This is a genomic window from Burkholderia stagnalis, from assembly GCF_902830275.1.
Taxonomy (GTDB): Bacteria; Pseudomonadota; Gammaproteobacteria; order Burkholderiales; family Burkholderiaceae; genus Burkholderia; species Burkholderia stagnalis.
The window spans coordinates 348193-364755 of the sequence record NZ_CADESW010000003.1 but is presented as its reverse complement, the minus strand read 5'-3'; the positions used below and the strand labels follow the sequence as shown (position 1 = coordinate 364755).

Below are 16563 nucleotides of genomic sequence, written 5' to 3'. Positions count from 1 at the left end.
CAGATGGCCGACCCGATCGACGCACCATGGTGAAGCACACACAGTCATCGCACGCGGACATGAGCCGCGATGACGGCGGTGTCCGCGCAAGCAGACGTTCTGCATCGTCGAGCATCGAACCCGATGCCGAAACCAGCCGGCGGCCCGTGCGCCCGCACACGCCTGATCCGCACATCGTTTGATCGGTGTCACGACCCTCGCCGCCGATTGCGCTTCAATGACGATGCAGGCGCCTGGCCGGCCCGCTCGTTGCGCAGGCACCGGGCCGACGGGCCGCGAACCGGATTGCGAGCGGAGCGCCACCGCGCTGCAAGGTCGCCGACATTCGTCTACTCTGCCTCGCAGCAGCGCACCGTTCAACTGGCCATCCGGCCAGCTCCCTTTCCACCCGCATCTCGGAGACACTATGTACAAGCGTATTCTGGTTGCCGTCGACGGCAGCGACACTTCCCGCCACGCGTTCGATGCCGCGCTCTCACTCGCGCAATCGCACGGCGCGGAGTTGCAGCCGTTCTACGTCGTCGAGAACGCCGCGATCTACTACAACGTGCCCGGCTACGATCCTTCGTTGCTGCGCGACCAGCTCCTCGAGCAGGGCAACGATCTCGCGAAGGAATTCACGCAAAGCATGCAGGCCGTCGGCGTGAAGGGCGAAACCAAGCTCGGCGAAGCGTCGTCGATTGCGGACGTCTCGTCGCTGATCCTCGAAGCCGCGAGCGCGTTCGGCGCCGACTTGCTCGTGCTCGGCACGCACGGCCGCCGCGGCTTCCGCCGGCTCGTGCTCGGCAGCATCGCCGAGCAATGCGTGCGGCATGCGTCGCTGCCCGTGCTGCTGATTCCGGCGGCCGCGCACGCCGACACACAGCCAGGCTGAGCATCGCGCGGCGGGTGCGGCGAATCGCGACGTTTTGTCACCCGACAGCGGCAAGTTGCGGTGGGACAATGATCTGGTCGATTTAACGCCGGAGTAAACGATCATGCTGACGCCCGTCGCCACACGCCAAGCCGCCGCGCCCCACGCAGGCAGCTGGGCTCCCCGCCAGGCAGCGCACTGCTCGTCGTGCGCGATGCGGCATTTGTGCATGCCGCAGGGCCTGGCACCCGAAGCGCTCAGCCGCCTCGAGTCGGTCATCTGCGTCGCACGCGCAGTCAAGCGCGGTGAAGCGCTGTTCCGCGAGGGCGATGCCTTCGACAACCTGTATGCCGTGCGCTCCGGTTCGCTGAAGACGGTCGCGACGCGCCACGACGGCCGCGAGCAGGTCACCGGCCTGCACCTCGCCGGCGAAGCGCTCGGCCTCGACGGCATTTGCGACGACGCGCATCCGCGCACCGCGGTCGCGCTCGAAGACAGCTCCGTCTGCGTGATTCCGTACAGCGCGCTCAAGTCGCTGTGCTCCGAAGCCGGCTCGATGCAGCTGCGCATGCACAAGCTGATGAGCGAGCAGATCATGCGCGAGACGTCGCAGGCGATGCTGCTCGGTTCGCTGAACGCCGAGGAACGGGTCGCCGCGTTCCTGCTCGACATTTCGTCGCGCTACCTGAAGCGCGGCTATTCGCCGACCGAATTCAACCTGCGGATGACGCGCGAAGACATCGGCAGCTTCCTCGGCATGACGCTCGAAACGGTCAGCCGCACGCTGTCGAAGTTCCAGAAGCGCGGCCTGATCGAAATGCACGGCCGCCACGTGCACATCGTCGATTTCGACGGCCTGCGTCAAATCTGACGCCGAAACCGGCGCGCGTGTCCGGCCACGTTGCGTGACGCATCGCGCGTCGTGCAACGATCAATCCAGAAACTGCGCCGCGCGCGCCTTCAGCATCGCGCTGAAATCGTCGAGCCAGCCGATCGACAGGCGCCAGCTCTGCCAGTACAAGTCGATGTCGACGGTCCGCCCCGCCGACATGTCGACCAGTTCTCCCGCCGCCAGCTGGCGATCGACCATCCGGTCCGGACACATCCCCCATCCCAGCCCCGTTTCGCATGCGCGCAAATACCCGGCGACGTGCGGTATCCAGTGCTGCGGCGGCTCGAGATCCGCGCGCGTCACGCGCCGGATGAAGCGCGCCTGCAACCCGTCCTTCGAATTGAACATCACGCATGGCGCGCGACGCAGCGCGTCGCGGGTCACGCCCGCGCCGAAATAGCGCGCGTGAAATTCGGGCGAACACACGGCGCGATACCGGATGCGCCCGAGCCGCGTCGAACGGCAGCCCTGGATCGGCTCCGCCTGTGCAGTCACCGCGCCCTGCACGCTGCCGTCCCGGATTCGCGACGCCGTGTAGTCCTGGTCGTCGATCACGAGGTCGAGCAGCGTCTCGCGCTCCGCGCAGAACGGCGCGACCGCGTCGATGAACCACGTCGCGACGCTGTCGTCGTTTACCGCGACGCGCAGCCTCGGCCAGTCGGCCGACAGCGCCCCCGGCAGGGCGGGCAGCCGCCCCGACAACTCGGCTTCGAGCAGTTGCACGCGTTCGGTATGACGGCACAGCAGCGCGCCCGACGCCGTCGCGACACACGGCTGCCCGCGCTTCACGAGCACGCTGCCGACGCGCTCCTCGAGCAGCTTCACCCGCTGCGACACCGCCGACGGCGTGACGTTCAGCGCCTTCGCCGCGCGTTCGAACGAGCCGTGCCGGATCACCGCCGCGAGGGCATCGAGCAATGCGTAGTCGAGCATCAGATTTCCTTAATCAGCATTAGAGGATTTAGCTTTTCTTAGCCTCGTGAACACCGCAGACTAGCGCCACTCGATTCATCCGTCTACTGCTGGCATCCATCATGAACTGGCTCGCTTTTTCCCACGGCGCCGCATTGTGCGCGTCCCTCATCGTCACCATCGGCGCACAAAACGCATTCGTGCTGCGCCAGGGCATCATGCGCGCGCATGTCGGCAAGATCGTGCTGCTCTGCGCGCTGTCCGACATGATCCTGATCGGCGCGGGCGTCGGCGGCGCATCGGTGCTCGTCGAACGCTATCCGACGTTCGTCCATGCGGTGCTGTACGTCGGCCTCGCGTACCTCGCATGGTTCGGCTTGAGCGCGCTGCGGCGCGCGTTGAAGCCGGGGCACGCGACGCTCGACGTGCGCGGCGATGCCGTCGCGCCGCCGCCGCAGAGCGGGCTCTCGATCGTGCTGATGACGCTCGCGTTCACGTGGCTCAACCCGCACGTGTATCTCGACACGTTCCTGCTGATCGGCACGGCCGGCGCACGCGAGCCGGAAGGCGCGCGGCTCGCGTTCGCGATCGGCGCGATGGCGGTCAGCGTCGTGTGGTTCCTCGGCCTCGGGTACGGCGCGCGGCTGCTCGCTCCGTGGTTCCGCCGTGCGACGGCATGGCGCGTGCTCGATGCCGCGATCGGCAGCATGGTGCTGTTTCTCGCGGCCGTGCAGTTGCGGTGAGTCCTGGTCGCACTCTCGCATCCCAAGGGCCTGCTGTTCTTCTCGGCCTTCCTGCCGCCATTCATCCAGGCTCGGGCCGACGTCACGCCGCAATACGTCACGCTCGCGATCCTGACCGCGCTGATCGACATCGCGCTGACGAGCGTGTACGCGATCGGCGGCCATCACGCGATGAAAGCGCTGCTCGGGCGCGCGCTGCAGTGGCTCGATCGCGGCTGCGCCGGCATGCTGGCGGGGTTGGCCGTCGCGCTCAGCCTGTATCGGCGCAACGCGGGCAACTAGATGCAAAAAGGGCCGAGCCCCGCGCAATGCGGAACTCGGCCCCCTCAGCCCCGGCCACCGGGGCTTGCTCCATCCGCTGTCGTCAGCCGATGTTCACGCCGTGCGCTTCGGCCAGCGGCTTCAGGCCGCCGGCGAAACCCTGGCCGATCGCCTTGAACTTGAACTCGTCGTTGTGACGGTACAGCTCGCCGAAGATCATCGCCGTCTCGGTCGACGCATCTTCGGACAGGTCGTAGCGGGCGATTTCCTTGCCGTCGGCCTTGTTCACCACGCGGATGAACGCGTTCGAGACTTGCCCGAACGACTGCTTGCGGCTTTCGGCTTCGTGGATCGTCACCGCGAACACGAGCTTCTTCACGTCGGCCGCGAGGCCGGTCAGCTTGACGACGACTTGCTCGTCATCGCCGTCGCCCTGGCCCGAGCGGTTGTCGCCCAGGTGCTCGACGGAGCCGTCGGCGGACTTCTTGTTGTTGTAGAAGATGAAACCGGCGTCGCTCAGGACCTTGCCGCTCTCGCCGGTGACGAAGATCGACGCGTCGAGGTCGAACTCCGTGCCGTCGGTGACGCGCGGATCCCAGCCGAGGCCCACCAGCACTTCGCTCAGGCCCGGGGCCTCTTTCGTCAGGGAGACGTTACCGCCTTTGGACAGACTCACAGCCATGGTGCGATTCCTTGTTCAGTTGAGTTAAGCGATCAGAAGTTCATGCCGTAGCCGTTGGCCAGCGCGCGCAGGCCGCCCGCGTAACCCTGGCCGACAGCGCGGAACTTCCATTCGTTGTTGTGGCGATACAGCTCGGCGAAGATCATCGCGGTTTCGATCGACGCGTCTTCGGCGAGGTCGTAGCGCACGATTTCGGCGCTGTTGGTCTCGTTGACGATGCGGATGAACGAGTTGCCAACCTGCCCGAAGTTCTGCTTGCGCGCATCGGCGTCGTGAATGGTGACGGTGAAGGCGATCTTCTCGATATCGGCCGGCACGCGGCTCAGGTCGACCTTGATGACTTCGTCGTCGCCGTCACCGGCGCCGGTGCGGTTGTCGCCGGTGTGCTCGACGGAGCCGTCCGGGCTCTTGAGCTGGTTGTAGAAGATGAAGTCGGCTTCGCCGCGCACTTTGCCGCCGGCGCCCAGCAGGAAGGCGCTGGCGTCCAGGTCGAACTCGGTGCCGTCGGTGGCGCGCGGGTCCCAGCCCAGGCCGACCAGGATCCTGGTCAGGCCCGGAGCCTCTTTGGACAGGGAGAGGTTGCCGCCTTTTTGAAGAGTCAGTGCCATGAGTACAGCTCCTTGTGGTTGCTACGGATAACTATTTTTCGGCCGATGCCGCGGTGGATGCGGTGCGCCGCTTCCGGTTCAATGCTCAGAGTTCGAAGTCCGCCGGGTTCAGGCCCAGCTCCCGGCAGATCAGGCGGCAGGCAGCCTTTTCCTTGTCGTCGAAGTTGCCGTCCGAGCCGCCGATGGCGATGCACACCCGCACCAGCAGGCGCGCTTCGCCGTCCTTGCCCTTGATCTTGTTGATGGCCTTCAGGGCTTCGGCCTGGCCGATCTGGAAGTCGAATTCGAACTTCGCGCAGGCATCGGTGAAGACCTTGATCACATCGTTCAGGTTGAAGACCTTGAGCTCCGGGGAGTTGTTGATGAAGCCGACCATCTTCATCTTCTCCTCCGACTGGATCACGCCGTCGGCCGCGGCGATGAGCGCGCAGCCATTGGCCACCGCTTCCATGAAGGTCCGGTTCTTGAACTTGGCGACTTCCGTCGTCAAGGTTTCGCGCGCTTTCGCCGCGTTGGTTTTCAGCCACTCGAGCATGGTTTCCTCCTCGTTGGGCGGAGCCCCTCGGCCCCGCCGGACAGGTCGTTATTTGGAGCCGGCGCGCCAGCGCATCCCCCATCCGTAGGCACGGTCCATATCGTCATGCCCACGGTGGAAATCGATGCGGCGGGTGACCTTGACGGCGCCGCCCGCGTTTTCAAGCAGCGCGATCGCGCACATGCCGTGGCGGCCGCCCTCCTCGTTCAGCCGCACCTCGATCTCGGGCTGGCCGGGCACGAAAATGGTCACCACGCCGTCGGTCGCCTTCCAGTTGGGGGCGCCGTCGTAGATGAAGGCGAACACCAGAATCCGCTTGATCTGGCTCCACTGCCGGCCGTTGATGTGCAGCCACTCGCCGCCCGCGACGGAGCCGGTGCGGTCGTCACCCATGAGCTGGATGTAGGGCTCGTCGTTCAGGTCGCCGAAGCTGTTGCCGAGCGCCTGGACGACGCCCTTGTAGCCATCCTGCAGTTCGAACAGGCAGCCGACGTCGAGGTCGACCGCATTGCTATTGCCCTTGCCGAACAGGCCGCCCAGCAGGCCGCCGCCGCTGCTGCTGCCGCGGTTCCAGTTCAGGTTCACCTTGATCTCGCCGAAGCCGGCCGCGGGCTTGTCGAGGCTGATGCTGGAGCGGGTCTTGTCGAGCGTGACCTTGCTCAGGCTGACCGTCGGCTTCGGCGGGGCCGGGGGAACGGGTGCCGGTGCGGGCGCCGCAGCCGGTGCGGGCGTCGGCGCAGACGCCGGTGCCGGCGCGGCAACGTCGACGCCGAAGTGCTTCGCCAGCGGCTCCAGCCCGCCCGCGAAGCCTTGACCGACGCAGCGGAACTTCCACGCACCCTGGCGGAGATAGAACTCGCCGAGGATCAGCGCCGTCTCGGTCATGCCCTGCGTCGGAATCTGCGCCTCGATGCCGCCGGTGACGGCCAGCGCCAGTGTCGACACGCGGTCGAACGCAGCCTTGTTCTCGTAGATGGTCGCGGTCAACGCAACCTTCTCGATCGCGGGGTCGACGCGGCCGAGGTCCAGCGTGAACGTGGCGCGGCCTGCGGCGCTGCCGGTCAGCTCGACCGCGCCGCCCAGGATGCCGGTCTGCCCGTAGAAGCACATGTCGCCGTCGCCACGGACCTTGCCCGTCGCGGTCAGCGCGAATGCGGAGATGTCGATATCGGCGCCCGGAATCGGCGCGTAGGTGATGTCGACGCGAAGTTGGCCGGTGGCGACCGGCGCGTTGCCGCCAGGAAGCAGCGTGGTCATGCGCGCACCGCCTGAATGGCCAGGTTGACGAGGTCTTCCGCGGTGCGGCCGTTGGTCGACTGGCCGATCGCCTTGAACTCCCAGCCGCTGCTCCCGCGGCTCAGGCTGGCCATCACCACGCCGGTATGGCGGCCTTTCTCCGCGAGGTTGAAGCGCGCGAGTTCCTTGTTGCCGGATTCGTTCACGATGCGGCAGTAGGCGTTTTCGACCTGGTCGAAGGTCTGGCCGCGGAAGCTGTTCACGGTGAAGACCAGATGCTTCGCCAGGGCAGGCAGGCGCTGCAGGTCCACGGAGATGGTTTCGTCGTCGCCGTCGCCGTCACCGGTCAGGTTGTCGCCGGAGTGTTCGATCGAACCGTCCTTCGACGCAAGCTGGCGGAACCACACGACATCGATCGGCGCGAACTCGCCATCGAGGACGATGCACGATGCATCGAGGTCGATCGAGTCGTTGCCGCCGCCCAGCAGCTTGGAGAGGAAGCCGCCGGTCTTCACGGGGTCCCAGCCCAGGCCCAGGCTGACGTTGCTCAAGCCGGTGCCGGCCGTTTTCTCCAGCGAGATGCTCTGGTTCTTGCTCAGGGTGAGTGCCATGATTTCGCTCCTTGTTGATCTTCAGTGTTCCGTCGGGATTGAGCGGCCAGGGTTCGCCTCTCGCTCCCGGTATTCTTGAACTGCGGGTACCGCCCGATCGCGCGTCCCGATGCGCATCAGCTGACCTCCGCCAGGCGGATGTTGGGCTCGCCGCCGGCGGCTTCGGCGGGCTTCACCCCAAGCCATTTGGCGCGCTCGAGGATGTGGGTCGCCCACTTGTGATGCGTGGCCGGTTCGCACATCGCGTCGTTGTGCTTGAACACGGCCCGCGCATCCCGGTCGACGATCAGCCTGGCGGTGTTGAGATCCTCCAGGCTGACGCGCAGCGTGTCCTGGATGAGGCTGATCTGGCGCGGGTGAATGGCTGTCTTGCCCACCAGGCCGTGGGCGATATCCAGCTCCAGTTCGGCGGTCAGCAGCGCCGGCGTGGCGAGCTGCTCGAATACCGGCGCAGTCAGCGAGAAACCCTGCGCGCCCATCACGCCGGCCAGCATCGGGATCACGTAACTCATCGGGGTGTCGTACAGCGTCCTGGCCGGATGGCGGCGCAGCCCGAGGCATCCCATGAGGTCGTTGCCGCCGATCCGCAGCGCGAGGATGCGTTCGTTCAGGCTGGCTTTCAGCGCCTGGCCCAGCTCCACCATCGCCCCCGGGTTGTAGACGTCGGCCGTCTCGAGCGTGGGCATGAGGAGCAGGTCCGGGTTGTCGACCGCCCGCTCCCAGCGGCGCAGGCTGTTCAAGGTCAGCTTCGGCACCACGAAACCGTCCACGTGCTTCATCAACGGCCAGTCGTTCAGCACCGCGCCCATCTCCGCGTCGCGGGGCCGGACGAACAGCAGCGGGCCGTCCACGGGGCGCCCGCCGCGCGCGTCGATCCGCGTGAGAAGCGCCTGCAGGTTCACCAGTGCGTGCTCGACGTCGATCTCCGCCACGGCGTCCTCCAGGCACACCACGAGCGAGCGCAGCTCGGGGAGCTTGCTGCCGAAGACCATGTCCAGCATGTCGCCGCGGGTGGCCGGCATGTACAGGGTCGCGCCGAGCGCGAACGGCGAAATGACTTTCATCGGTCCACGCCCCGGATGATGGTCACTGCGCGATACGGGCCCAGGTCCGATCCAGTCTCTTCGACGCCCACGCCGGCGCGCTCGGCGAGATGCATCAGCAGCTGCACGTCGCCGTCGCCGCGATCGCGAACCAGCACGTGGTCCGGCACGCGGCGAAGGACGGCGCGCGTTGCCTCGGCGATGCCGGGCTTCACGCGGTTCAGGTTGGCGATCTCGAAGCGCGCCGCCAGCGCATGCACCACGCTGTCCGCTTCGGCCTGAAGCGTGCGGCGCTGATCGGCGCTCCACGGCGCGGCCTGCGGCACCTCGCCCAACGCGCCGCGCTCGGTCTCGATCTGCTCGATGAATGCGCGGGTGACGTCGTGCGCGTGCAGGTGGTCGTAGATCACGCAGCCATGCAGGCCGCCTTGTGCCGGCCAGATCGAACGCGATATCAGGCCCGATACGGTGGCGCCGAGAACGCCGGACGGAATCACCCAGTCCTCGGCCGAGGCGGCCAGCCAGGCGCGGCCGCACGGGTCGGCCAGCACGACGAGGCGTGGCGAACCCGGGAAGCGTTCGTCGGCGCCGAGCGTCCGCTCGAGCTCGCCGGCAATCGCGCCTTTGCCGGTCCAGCCATCCACGAACACGATGTTCGCGGCGCCGTGCAGACGGATGATCGCTTCGAGGGCGACCGTGTCGATGCCGCGGTCGCGGATGATGCTGACGCCATAGTGGCGGACGTCGCGCCCCATCGCGGCCAGTGCGCGGCGCAGCAGGACGCCCAGCGGCAGCCCGGCGCGAACGAAGGAAACGAGCGCGATGCCCGGGCCCGTGCAGGCCGCATTCAACGCCAGCGCCAGCGATTGCACGTCGGCGGCCATGCGCGCGCCGTTCTGCGCCAGCGCACGCGCGTAGAGGTGCTTGTGCAGCCCGGTGGGCGCGTGCTCCGTGCTGATCATCTCCGAGTAGTGCTTGCGGTTCGTCTGGATCAGGCGCTCCTTCTCCAGCACGTCCGTCGCTTGCATGTGCATCGGTTGCAGGAGGACATGCACATCGCCCGCGGCATAGCTGCCACTGCCGGCGGTGATGAGGGATGCGAACGGATCACGCATGGATCAGCCCCTCCGCGGCCTTCGCCAGCTGGCTCCGGGCCGGCGTGGCCCACATGTGGCAGAGATCCATGAAACCGAGGTCGGTGATGCTGTCGCCCAGGCCCAGCACCGGCCGTTCGCCGTTGAGCTCGCGGTCGCGGCGCAGCCATTCCTGTGCGGCCACGCGCTTGGCCAGCCCGTCGGGCAGGAAGGCGAGGTTGTTGCCGTTCGCGTGGATGTGCATGCCTTCCAGCAGCCTGCGGGCCTGGACTTCGGCAAGCACGGCGGCGAGCGCGGCGTCGTCGGATTCGTTGTGCTTGGTCACCACGTAGTGGCGCAGCCCATGCTCCGCCGCAACCCAGCCGCGAAGCGAGACGCCCAGCGCCGCGCCGATCTGCAGCGTGGCGTCGCACAGCGCCGGCAGGCGATCCTGGAAGGTCTCGAGGGCTTCCGCCATCCGGCCGTGCCAGCCCTGGTCGAGCGTGCCGTCCGCGTGCAGGATCACGCCCCCGTGCGAGCAGACCGCGCCGTGCGTGAACGGCAGCTTCACGCGGCGGTAGGCCTCGACGCTGCGCGCGGTGACGGGAACGACGTCGGCCGACGCCAGCAGCCAGCCGATGAAGGCCTGCTGCACCGGGGTCATGTAGCCGTTGGGCTCGCCTTGGACATCCACGGTCGCCGGAATGCGCGGCGTGCCGTCCGGCATCTTGCGCGCGGTCTGGAACAGGGTGTCGTCGAGATCGACGAGCACCAGCGGACGCTTACTGCCCATCGACGATGACCTCCGCGCCGAGAGCCTCGACCAGCGCTGCGGGCAGCGCCTGCGCGGGCGTTTCGGTGCAGACCAGTACCCGGTCGAACTGGCCGGGCTTCACGTTGTAGAGGAAGTTCGGGATGCCAAGGCCGTAGTTGTCCGGGAAGGACAGCACATGCTCGATGGCATGGCCGAGCGCGATGGGGGAACGGGTGGTGGCGCTGAAGTGGACGTCCGCCCCCGCGCGCTTCAGGCGCTCCGCCAGCAGGAACGGCCGCCACACGAATTCGCCGGTGCCGATCACGATGATCTTCTCGCCCGGCGCGACCTGAAGATCCGGCGCGAGGGTGTCTTCCACGTTGCGCACGCCCAGGCGCCCCCAGTCGTTCAGGGGCGAGAGCCGCCATTCGCCGACGGACACCGCGCCCACGTCCGGCATGTCCGGCAGCGGCGCGCCCGGGTCTTCATGGAACCGGTAGGAACCCTGCATCAGCGAGACCGACGTGGCCGATTCGCCGATGGCTTTTCCAACGGCCCCCGCGGACCAGTCGGTCAGCACGCAGGTGACGACCCGCTCGATTTTCGTCAGCCCGGCATCCACCAGCGCGCGATGCAGGTTCACGAAGGTCTTGCCGGTGGACGCTTCATCGTCCACCAGCACCAGCGACCTGGCCTGCAGCATCATCTCCCGAACCTCGGGGTCGACCGGCAGGTGGATCAGATGGGCGCTGGCGTGGCTATGCTCCTCCTCGAATCGCGCGAAGAGTTCGGTGCCGAGCGGATGACGGGTGCTGACCAGGTAGACGGTATCGGGCCGGGTTGCGCCGAGCGCGCGGTGCACGCCGGCGCCGAGCCCGACGGCGGTTTCCGCCATGCCGATCACGAGCACCGGGCCGGGCAAGTCCGCCGGGATCTCCGCCGCCAGGCCCTCGAAGCTGGCGGACATGACGGACGGGCACACCGGTATGTGCCGGCCCAGCACCTTCGACACGAACAGGAAGGCCCGCTTCGGGTTACGGCGCTCCGCGAAGCCGAACAGGTCGGACGGCGGCAGGACGGCGTCGTCGACGTTGACTTCGAGCAGGCCCCGCATGAGCTGTGCGCGGAGGGACACGGGTACGACATGGCTTTCCATAACTGCTTCCTAGCGTGGCGCGAGGGGGCAACCCCGACGCCGCTTCCTCGGGATTCAAGTCGACGTGCTTCTATGGGTTGCGCGCCTCGACGCGCCATAGACTCGGCTGGGCCTCACGGGATATCTGGGCGGTGGTGAAGGTCTGGCCCGACGGGGTTCGGGAGGCGATCACGCCGCACGCATCCAGGAACGCAAGCGCGAGGCCGGCCTTCACCGCGAAATTCATGTTCTGGGCATCCGGGACCGTCGAGGTGACCATCCCCACCACCGCGCCGGACGTATCGAACAGCGGACTGCCGCTCGACCCGGGCTGGATCGGGGCCGTGAACTGCAGCAGGCTCGCGTCGTTGTGCAGGCCGAACAGCGCGGACACGCCGCCCTGCGTGACCTGCACGCCCCCGCCGGTCAGGCCGGCCAGCGGGAAACCCATGGCGACCACCTGCTCGCCGAGGTCGCAGCCCGTGCCGTCCCGGAAGGAGACCTGCTTGAAGACCGGCGCCCCCTGCACGCGCAGCAGCGCCAGGTCGTTCCGGCGGTCCACCACCACAGGCTCCGCGCGGTGTCGGCCCTCGAGGGAAGCGATGTGGATTTCCTGCATGTCCTCGATCACATGCGCACAGGTGAGGACGTGCGTCGCGCTGATGGCGAAGCCGGTGCCGCTGGCGGCGCGGCATGCATCGGCGGAACGTGAGCGCCGCTCAGGATGGGCGTCGTCGATGGCCAGCCCGATCCTGCGGCCGAGGGCCGAGAGCCCGTAGGCGGAGCCTTCGGCCAGCGCGCGGAACTTCCATTGCTGGTTGCGGCAGTAGAACTCGCCGATGATGATCGCCGATTCGCCGTTTTCGGCGAGGTTCAGGCTGAATTCGACCTGGTTGTCGACCTGCAGGCGAATGGAGCGGAGCTCGCTTACCGGGCCGAGGGCCGAGAAGGTGTACACGACGACGCACACACGGTCGGCGCCGGCCGGAAGGGCGGAAAGGTCCAGTCGGCAGCCGATTTTCTCCTGGCTGCCGCTCCATTCCATCCAGGCTTGTTCGACCTGGAACAGGGCGGGATCTCCCTTGGGCTGACGCTTGTCGTCAACCGGGAGTAGAGCGACTGCAGCATAGTCCCCGAAGGCCGAGGTGTTCGCGCATTCCAGCGTCCAGGAGCATCGAGGCGCTCCCAAAGCCGTGTTCGCGCCAGGCGCCAGCACCATCATCCCCGCGTCGCTCCCTCAATTCGACCCATACAGAATAAATACATTCAGCATACGAATAGTCGCGCCATAGTATCAAACTTAAGGCTATTTGTAAGAAAGACGCGCAGCGAATCCGTCCCGATGCTTCGGGCGACATGACGGGGCCGGCCTGCTGCCGGCGCGGAGGCAGCAATGCCGTTGGCCCGGTAAGCCGGTGAGCCGGCAGTCGTGTGGGGAGGAGATCCTTCAGATACGCATGCGGGCCGTGCCCGTTGCGTTGCGCCGAACGTGTAAGCGTGCGGCCGGTGCCGCTTTGACGTCGTCGGCCGTTATGCCGACGTAGCCGGTTGCGCAGCGACGAACCACAGCATGGTTCGCTGGCGGGGGTTGATGGCGTGATCCGGGGTGCGTGCGAGCACTGACGCTAACCCAGGCTATCCCGGCGCATAGTCGGTCAGCTTGCGCAACGTCATGATCGTCGGCACTGGCCGCTCGGACACACCCTCGCGATCCAAATGCAATGCATGCCGGATTTCCGGGCGCCTTCGTAGTCTGCGTCGAAAGTATCGCCAACCATCAAGACCTCGTCGGGCGACAAATCGAGCATGTCCAATGCCGCGGTGAATATGGCCGAATCCGGCTTCAGGGAGCCCACCGAAAACGACCATGCATAGGCGTCGAGGTCGAACGGCAATAGTCGCAGCAGCGGCTCGGCATAGGGCTGGGCCAGATTGGAAACCACGCCGAGCCGAAGGCCGCCGGCACGCAGATGCTTGAGCACTTCGGATACTTCCTCGAAGAGTTCGATACTGGCGAGTTCGGCAGCCAGATCGTCTTCCAGCACATCCAGATCCACACCATCCACGTCAAATTCGCGTGCGGCTTCACGCAGATCGAACGGTCGCGTCATGACGAGATCGCGCGCACGTCGGCGATCCGGGCTCGCTTGAACCAGCTTCGCAAACGGCCGCCGCTTGTCGCGAATGTCGCAAAGCGTGCCGTATGCATCGAACAGAATACCTTTAATGCTCACCCAGCTTCCCTCACGATGATTGGCCGGCCTCCGCGCCAGCACCATTCGGGCGCCAACGTTTTAAATTAGATACGAAATTCCGCGGGCGTGAGAAGACAGGCATAAAAGGTCAATGTACTACACCGCGCATCCACCATCCCGCCCCAAATAAATCCCATTGACTTCCTATCTTTCGATATATATCTTTAGATATGTTTTCCGATATATAGGACTCGATCATGCGACACAACCATTTCCGCGGCCACGCCCGATGCGACGGGTACGGTGCGCATTCCGCCCCCTCATGGTTCACCGGTTTCTGGCACGTGATCGGCCGCCACCGCCGCGGCCGTGACCCGTTCGGCGGCGGCCCCTTCGGCGGCCCCGGCGGCCCCGGCGGCTTCGGGGGATTCGGCGGCGACGACGCGATGCCGCGCGGCCGCCAGTTCAGTTCCGACGATCTGCAACTGCTGCTGCTGGCACTCGTCGCCGACCAGCCGAGCCACGGCTACGAGCTGATCAAGGCGCTCGACACGCGCTCGAACGGCTTCTACAGCCCGAGCCCGGGGATGGTCTACCCGGCGCTCACCTATCTCGAGGAAGTCGGCTTCGTGGCGTCGCAGGCGGAAGGCAACCGCAAGCGCTATGCGCTCACCGACGCCGGACGCGCGCACCTCGACGCGCAACGCGAACGCGTCGACACGCTGTTCGCGCGGCTCACGCACCTCGCGCGAAGGATGGAATTCATGCGCCGCGCGTTCGCGGGCGAATCGGCCGGCGACGCATCGGACGAACCGCAAGGCGGCTGGCTGCCGGAGTTCGTCGAAGCACGCGTCGCGCTGAAGCACGCGCTGCTGCACAAGAGCGGCGCGACCGCCGACGAGCAGCGGCGCATCGCGGCGATCCTGCGGCGCGCCACCGCCGAAATCGAGGGCCGCCCCGGCGAGTAACCCGCGCCGGCCCCGGCTTTGCATGGAACCCGAGCTCGCGCCGATGCGCCGGCACGGGTCGATACTGGAGAACCCATCGATGCAGAACACGCTAGAACGCACCGTCACCCGTGTGCGCCACACCCTCAAGTTCCGCCTGCTGCAAGTCGTGCGCGTGCACGCCGTCACGCCGCACCTGCTGCGCGTCACGCTGGGCGGCCCCGATCTCGCGGATTTCGAATCGGCGTCGTTCGACGATCACGTGAAAGTGTTCCTGCCGCCGCCCGGCGTCGAGCGGCCCGCGCTGCCGTCCATGGGGCCGAACGGCCCGGTGTTCCCGGAAGGCGAACCGAAGCCGGTCGCGCGCGATTTCACGCCGCGCCGCTTCGATCGGCCGGCGTGCGAACTGGATCTGGAATTCGTGCTGAATCACCCGGGGCCGGCATCGCAGTGGGCCGCGCAGGCGCGCGTCGGCCAGTGGCTCGGCATTGGCGGCCCGCGCGGTTCGTTCGTCGTGCCGACCGGTTTCGACTGGCACCTGTTGATCGGCGACGACACGGCGCTGCCGGCCGTGGCCCGGCGCCTGAAGGAATTGCCCGCCGGCGCGCGCGCGGCGGTCGTACTGGAAGTTGCGGATCGCAGCGCACGGATCGCGTTCGATACGCGTGCGGAAGTGCATGAAATCTGGCGCTTCCGCGATGAAGCCGCCGCCGACGGCGACGCGCTGCTGGATGCCGTGCGCGACCTGCCGCTGCCGGCCGGCGAAGGCTATGTATGGGCGGCCGGCGAGGCGCTCGCGATGCGCGCGGTGCGGCAGCATCTGACCAGCGAACGGGGCATCGACAAGGCGCGGATTCGCGCGGCGGCCTACTGGAAGCGCGGCGCGAGCGCCGTGCACGAATCGCTCGACGACTGACGCGCACGGCGCCCGGCATTCCGGCGCGGGCAACGCGAGGACTCCTTGGCATCGGCGGGACGGCTGGTATATACCTACGTCTGCGATACCACTGTCAGGCAATCCACGCCGCCCGCACCAGGAGCGCCCGGTCATGACAAAAGAAAGCCACGCTTCGCCTTTCCTTCGCCACCTGAAAATCGCCGGCTATTGCGGCCTCGCGGCCGTCGCACTCGCGCTGTTCATCGCGATGTGCGCGATCCTCAAGGAGAGCGCGCTCGAGCGGGACGCGACACAGCCGCCGGCAGACTCGGCCGAGCTGCACGGCGGCGCCGCCCCTGCCGCGGCCGCCGAAGCGGCCAGGGCGCCGGGCTGAGCGCGCCCGGCTCGATCCTTCCTTACGGCGCGTGCAAGCGCCCCATCACGACTGCGTGCACCGCCTCGCCGATGCGCTCGAGCATCGCCGTGACGGGCCGCGCATAGAGGTGCGCGGCCAGCGCGCCGGCGGTGCCGACCAGCACGCCGCCCGCCATGTCGAACGGCCAATGCACGCCGGCATAGATCCGCCCCCACGCGATCGCGGCGGCCATCGCCGCCATCACGAAACCGGTCATGCGCGTCGCGCCGCCCAGCAGCATGCCGACCGCGATGCTCCACGCGAACGTCATGTGATCGCTCGGAAACGAACCGTCCGGCGCATGCGGAATCAGTTGCGTGCCGACGCCGGCCATGAACGGCCGCGGCGAGAACCAGAAGTGCGACAGCACCTGCGCGAGCGCGAGCGCGATGCATGCGCCGAGACCGGCTTCGATGGCCTGGCGGCGCGTCGGGCGCGCGCCGAACAGCCAGGTCAGCAGCAGCGTCGCGGGAATCGCATAGACGAGCCAGTTGGCGGCGAAGATCGCGAGCTTCGCGACGCCCGCTTGCGGCGCCGTGCCGGCGTTGATGGCGGAAAACAGGGTGAGATTGAGGTTCTGCATGAATCGGGGTACGTGGAGCGGAGGGGCAAGACCGGCCATCCGGTCATGCACGATGCTAAGGGCGGCTCGCTTAAGCGATGCTTATGGTGTCCGGCGGGTCGCGACACCGCGGGCAAATACCCGTTCGATCGGCCGCCGGGACGCGCTTAGAACGTGCATTGCAACACAAGTTCACACAATTGAAATATTTCGGGTGGAGCGTTTCCCG

At 67.1% G+C, this 16563-nt stretch carries 20 protein-coding genes; 7 read left to right on the top strand and 13 right to left on the bottom strand.

Features of this window, described 5'->3' with window-relative positions; genetic code table 11:
* Nucleotides 1–406: 406 nt before the first annotated feature.
* Together HWY45_RS08695 and fnr are read left to right on the top strand one after the other, a co-directional pair.
* Nucleotides 407–874 (top strand): universal stress protein, encoded by a 468-nt coding sequence (locus HWY45_RS08695; protein ID WP_059882513.1) that lies wholly within the window; start codon nucleotides 407–409, stop codon nucleotides 872–874.
* Between the two features lie 103 nt (nucleotides 875–977).
* Complete coding sequence (gene fnr / locus HWY45_RS08690; protein ID WP_059564256.1) at nucleotides 978–1724, top strand: fumarate/nitrate reduction transcriptional regulator Fnr; 747 nt, start codon at nucleotides 978–980, stop codon at nucleotides 1722–1724.
* Between the two features lie 60 nt (nucleotides 1725–1784).
* Here fnr and HWY45_RS08685 read toward each other — a convergent pair whose 3' ends face one another.
* A complete protein-coding gene (locus HWY45_RS08685; RefSeq protein WP_059882515.1) occupies nucleotides 1785–2678 on the bottom strand; it encodes a LysR family transcriptional regulator ArgP in 894 nt (297 codons plus the stop codon).
* 101 nt (nucleotides 2679–2779) lie between these two features.
* Between HWY45_RS08685 and HWY45_RS08680 the strand changes: the two genes are divergently transcribed.
* Together HWY45_RS08680 and HWY45_RS37290 are read left to right on the top strand one after the other, a co-directional pair.
* Complete coding sequence (locus HWY45_RS08680; RefSeq protein ID WP_059564254.1) at nucleotides 2780–3400, top strand: LysE/ArgO family amino acid transporter; 621 nt, start codon at nucleotides 2780–2782, stop codon at nucleotides 3398–3400.
* Nucleotides 3401–3403: 3 nt separating this feature from the next.
* Nucleotides 3404–3682 (top strand): LysE family translocator, encoded by a 279-nt coding sequence (locus HWY45_RS37290; protein ID WP_302478824.1) that lies wholly within the window; start codon nucleotides 3404–3406, stop codon nucleotides 3680–3682.
* A gap of 82 nt (nucleotides 3683–3764) precedes the next feature.
* Here HWY45_RS37290 and HWY45_RS08675 read toward each other — a convergent pair whose 3' ends face one another.
* From HWY45_RS08675 to HWY45_RS08625, 11 genes are all read right to left on the bottom strand, one after another.
* Complete coding sequence (locus HWY45_RS08675) at nucleotides 3765–4343, bottom strand: TerD family protein (RefSeq protein ID WP_059564253.1); 579 nt, start codon at nucleotides 4341–4343, stop codon at nucleotides 3765–3767.
* Between the two features lie 32 nt (nucleotides 4344–4375).
* A complete protein-coding gene (locus HWY45_RS08670; protein WP_059564252.1) occupies nucleotides 4376–4951 on the bottom strand; it encodes a TerD family protein in 576 nt (191 codons plus the stop codon).
* Nucleotides 4952–5036: 85 nt separating this feature from the next.
* Complete coding sequence (locus tag HWY45_RS08665; RefSeq protein ID WP_059882517.1) at nucleotides 5037–5486, bottom strand: tellurite resistance TerB family protein; 450 nt, start codon at nucleotides 5484–5486, stop codon at nucleotides 5037–5039.
* A gap of 48 nt (nucleotides 5487–5534) precedes the next feature.
* Nucleotides 5535–6743, bottom strand: coding sequence for a TerD family protein (locus HWY45_RS08660; RefSeq protein ID WP_059882519.1), 1209 nt, complete (start codon nucleotides 6741–6743; stop codon nucleotides 5535–5537).
* A complete protein-coding gene (locus HWY45_RS08655) occupies nucleotides 6740–7333 on the bottom strand; it encodes a TerD family protein (protein WP_059564249.1) in 594 nt (197 codons plus the stop codon). Before HWY45_RS08655 ends, HWY45_RS08660 begins: the two co-directional genes overlap by 4 nt.
* A gap of 116 nt (nucleotides 7334–7449) precedes the next feature.
* Nucleotides 7450–8397 carry an HpcH/HpaI aldolase/citrate lyase family protein gene (locus tag HWY45_RS08650; protein ID WP_059882521.1) on the bottom strand — a complete coding sequence of 316 codons (948 nt, stop codon included), beginning with the start codon at nucleotides 8395–8397 and terminating at the stop codon, nucleotides 7450–7452.
* Nucleotides 8394–9491, bottom strand: a complete 1098-nt coding sequence (locus HWY45_RS08645; protein WP_059882523.1) for a cysteine protease StiP domain-containing protein — start codon at nucleotides 9489–9491, stop codon at nucleotides 8394–8396. Before HWY45_RS08645 ends, HWY45_RS08650 begins: the two co-directional genes overlap by 4 nt.
* Nucleotides 9484–10242, bottom strand: coding sequence for an HAD family hydrolase (locus tag HWY45_RS08640; RefSeq protein ID WP_059882525.1), 759 nt, complete (start codon nucleotides 10240–10242; stop codon nucleotides 9484–9486). Before HWY45_RS08640 ends, HWY45_RS08645 begins: the two co-directional genes overlap by 8 nt.
* Complete coding sequence (locus tag HWY45_RS08635) at nucleotides 10232–11359, bottom strand: phosphoribosyltransferase domain-containing protein (RefSeq protein WP_059882527.1); 1128 nt, start codon at nucleotides 11357–11359, stop codon at nucleotides 10232–10234. Before HWY45_RS08635 ends, HWY45_RS08640 begins: the two co-directional genes overlap by 11 nt.
* Before the next feature lie 70 nt (nucleotides 11360–11429).
* The gene (locus HWY45_RS08630; protein ID WP_059882529.1) at nucleotides 11430–12560 is read right to left on the bottom strand and encodes a trypsin-like peptidase domain-containing protein; all 1131 of its coding nucleotides are present in this window, start codon (nucleotides 12558–12560) and stop codon (nucleotides 11430–11432) included.
* A 448-nt stretch (nucleotides 12561–13008) separates the two neighbouring features.
* Nucleotides 13009–13617, bottom strand: coding sequence for an HAD family hydrolase (locus tag HWY45_RS08625; protein WP_230946987.1), 609 nt, complete (start codon nucleotides 13615–13617; stop codon nucleotides 13009–13011).
* Nucleotides 13618–13790: 173 nt separating this feature from the next.
* Between HWY45_RS08625 and HWY45_RS08620 the strand changes: the two genes are divergently transcribed.
* The 3 genes from HWY45_RS08620 (at nucleotide 13791) to HWY45_RS08610 (ending at nucleotide 15751) form a co-directional block, all read left to right on the top strand.
* On the top strand, nucleotides 13791–14501 hold the full coding sequence (locus HWY45_RS08620) for a PadR family transcriptional regulator (RefSeq protein ID WP_059882531.1): 711 nt from the start codon (nucleotides 13791–13793) through the stop codon (nucleotides 14499–14501).
* Nucleotides 14502–14580: 79 nt separating this feature from the next.
* A complete protein-coding gene (locus HWY45_RS08615; protein WP_059882552.1) occupies nucleotides 14581–15396 on the top strand; it encodes a siderophore-interacting protein in 816 nt (271 codons plus the stop codon).
* A 133-nt stretch (nucleotides 15397–15529) separates the two neighbouring features.
* Nucleotides 15530–15751 (top strand): hypothetical protein, encoded by a 222-nt coding sequence (locus tag HWY45_RS08610; RefSeq protein WP_059564701.1) that lies wholly within the window; start codon nucleotides 15530–15532, stop codon nucleotides 15749–15751.
* A gap of 22 nt (nucleotides 15752–15773) precedes the next feature.
* Here HWY45_RS08610 and HWY45_RS08605 read toward each other — a convergent pair whose 3' ends face one another.
* Complete coding sequence (locus HWY45_RS08605) at nucleotides 15774–16355, bottom strand: undecaprenyl-diphosphatase (protein WP_059882533.1); 582 nt, start codon at nucleotides 16353–16355, stop codon at nucleotides 15774–15776.
* Nucleotides 16356–16563 lie beyond the last annotated feature (208 nt).

What these genes read in the sequence shown, in the direction of transcription:
- HWY45_RS08695 (WP_059882513.1), top strand. Translation starts at nt 407, where the DNA reads ATGTACAAGCGTATTCTGGTTGCCGTCGACGGCAGCGACACTTCCCGC.
- fnr (WP_059564256.1), top strand. Translation starts at nt 978, where the DNA reads ATGCTGACGCCCGTCGCCACACGCCAAGCCGCCGCGCCCCACGCAGGC.
- HWY45_RS08685 (WP_059882515.1), bottom strand. Translation starts at nt 2,678, where the DNA reads ATGCTCGACTACGCATTGCTCGATGCCCTCGCGGCGGTGATCCGGCAC.
- HWY45_RS08680 (WP_059564254.1), top strand. Translation starts at nt 2,780, where the DNA reads ATGAACTGGCTCGCTTTTTCCCACGGCGCCGCATTGTGCGCGTCCCTC.
- HWY45_RS08675 (WP_059564253.1), bottom strand. Translation starts at nt 4,343, where the DNA reads ATGGCTGTGAGTCTGTCCAAAGGCGGTAACGTCTCCCTGACGAAAGAG.
- HWY45_RS08670 (WP_059564252.1), bottom strand. Translation starts at nt 4,951, where the DNA reads ATGGCACTGACTCTTCAAAAAGGCGGCAACCTCTCCCTGTCCAAAGAG.
- HWY45_RS08665 (WP_059882517.1), bottom strand. Translation starts at nt 5,486, where the DNA reads ATGCTCGAGTGGCTGAAAACCAACGCGGCGAAAGCGCGCGAAACCTTG.
- HWY45_RS08660 (WP_059882519.1), bottom strand. Translation starts at nt 6,743, where the DNA reads ATGACCACGCTGCTTCCTGGCGGCAACGCGCCGGTCGCCACCGGCCAA.
- HWY45_RS08655 (WP_059564249.1), bottom strand. Translation starts at nt 7,333, where the DNA reads ATGGCACTCACCCTGAGCAAGAACCAGAGCATCTCGCTGGAGAAAACG.
- HWY45_RS08650 (WP_059882521.1), bottom strand. Translation starts at nt 8,397, where the DNA reads ATGAAAGTCATTTCGCCGTTCGCGCTCGGCGCGACCCTGTACATGCCG.
- HWY45_RS08645 (WP_059882523.1), bottom strand. Translation starts at nt 9,491, where the DNA reads ATGCGTGATCCGTTCGCATCCCTCATCACCGCCGGCAGTGGCAGCTAT.
- HWY45_RS08640 (WP_059882525.1), bottom strand. Translation starts at nt 10,242, where the DNA reads ATGGGCAGTAAGCGTCCGCTGGTGCTCGTCGATCTCGACGACACCCTG.
- HWY45_RS08635 (WP_059882527.1), bottom strand. Translation starts at nt 11,359, where the DNA reads ATGGAAAGCCATGTCGTACCCGTGTCCCTCCGCGCACAGCTCATGCGG.
- HWY45_RS08630 (WP_059882529.1), bottom strand. Translation starts at nt 12,560, where the DNA reads ATGATGGTGCTGGCGCCTGGCGCGAACACGGCTTTGGGAGCGCCTCGA.
- HWY45_RS08625 (WP_230946987.1), bottom strand. Translation starts at nt 13,617, where the DNA reads ATGGTGCTGGCGCGGAGGCCGGCCAATCATCGTGAGGGAAGCTGGGTG.
- HWY45_RS08620 (WP_059882531.1), top strand. Translation starts at nt 13,791, where the DNA reads ATGCGACACAACCATTTCCGCGGCCACGCCCGATGCGACGGGTACGGT.
- HWY45_RS08615 (WP_059882552.1), top strand. Translation starts at nt 14,581, where the DNA reads ATGCAGAACACGCTAGAACGCACCGTCACCCGTGTGCGCCACACCCTC.
- HWY45_RS08610 (WP_059564701.1), top strand. Translation starts at nt 15,530, where the DNA reads ATGACAAAAGAAAGCCACGCTTCGCCTTTCCTTCGCCACCTGAAAATC.
- HWY45_RS08605 (WP_059882533.1), bottom strand. Translation starts at nt 16,355, where the DNA reads ATGCAGAACCTCAATCTCACCCTGTTTTCCGCCATCAACGCCGGCACG.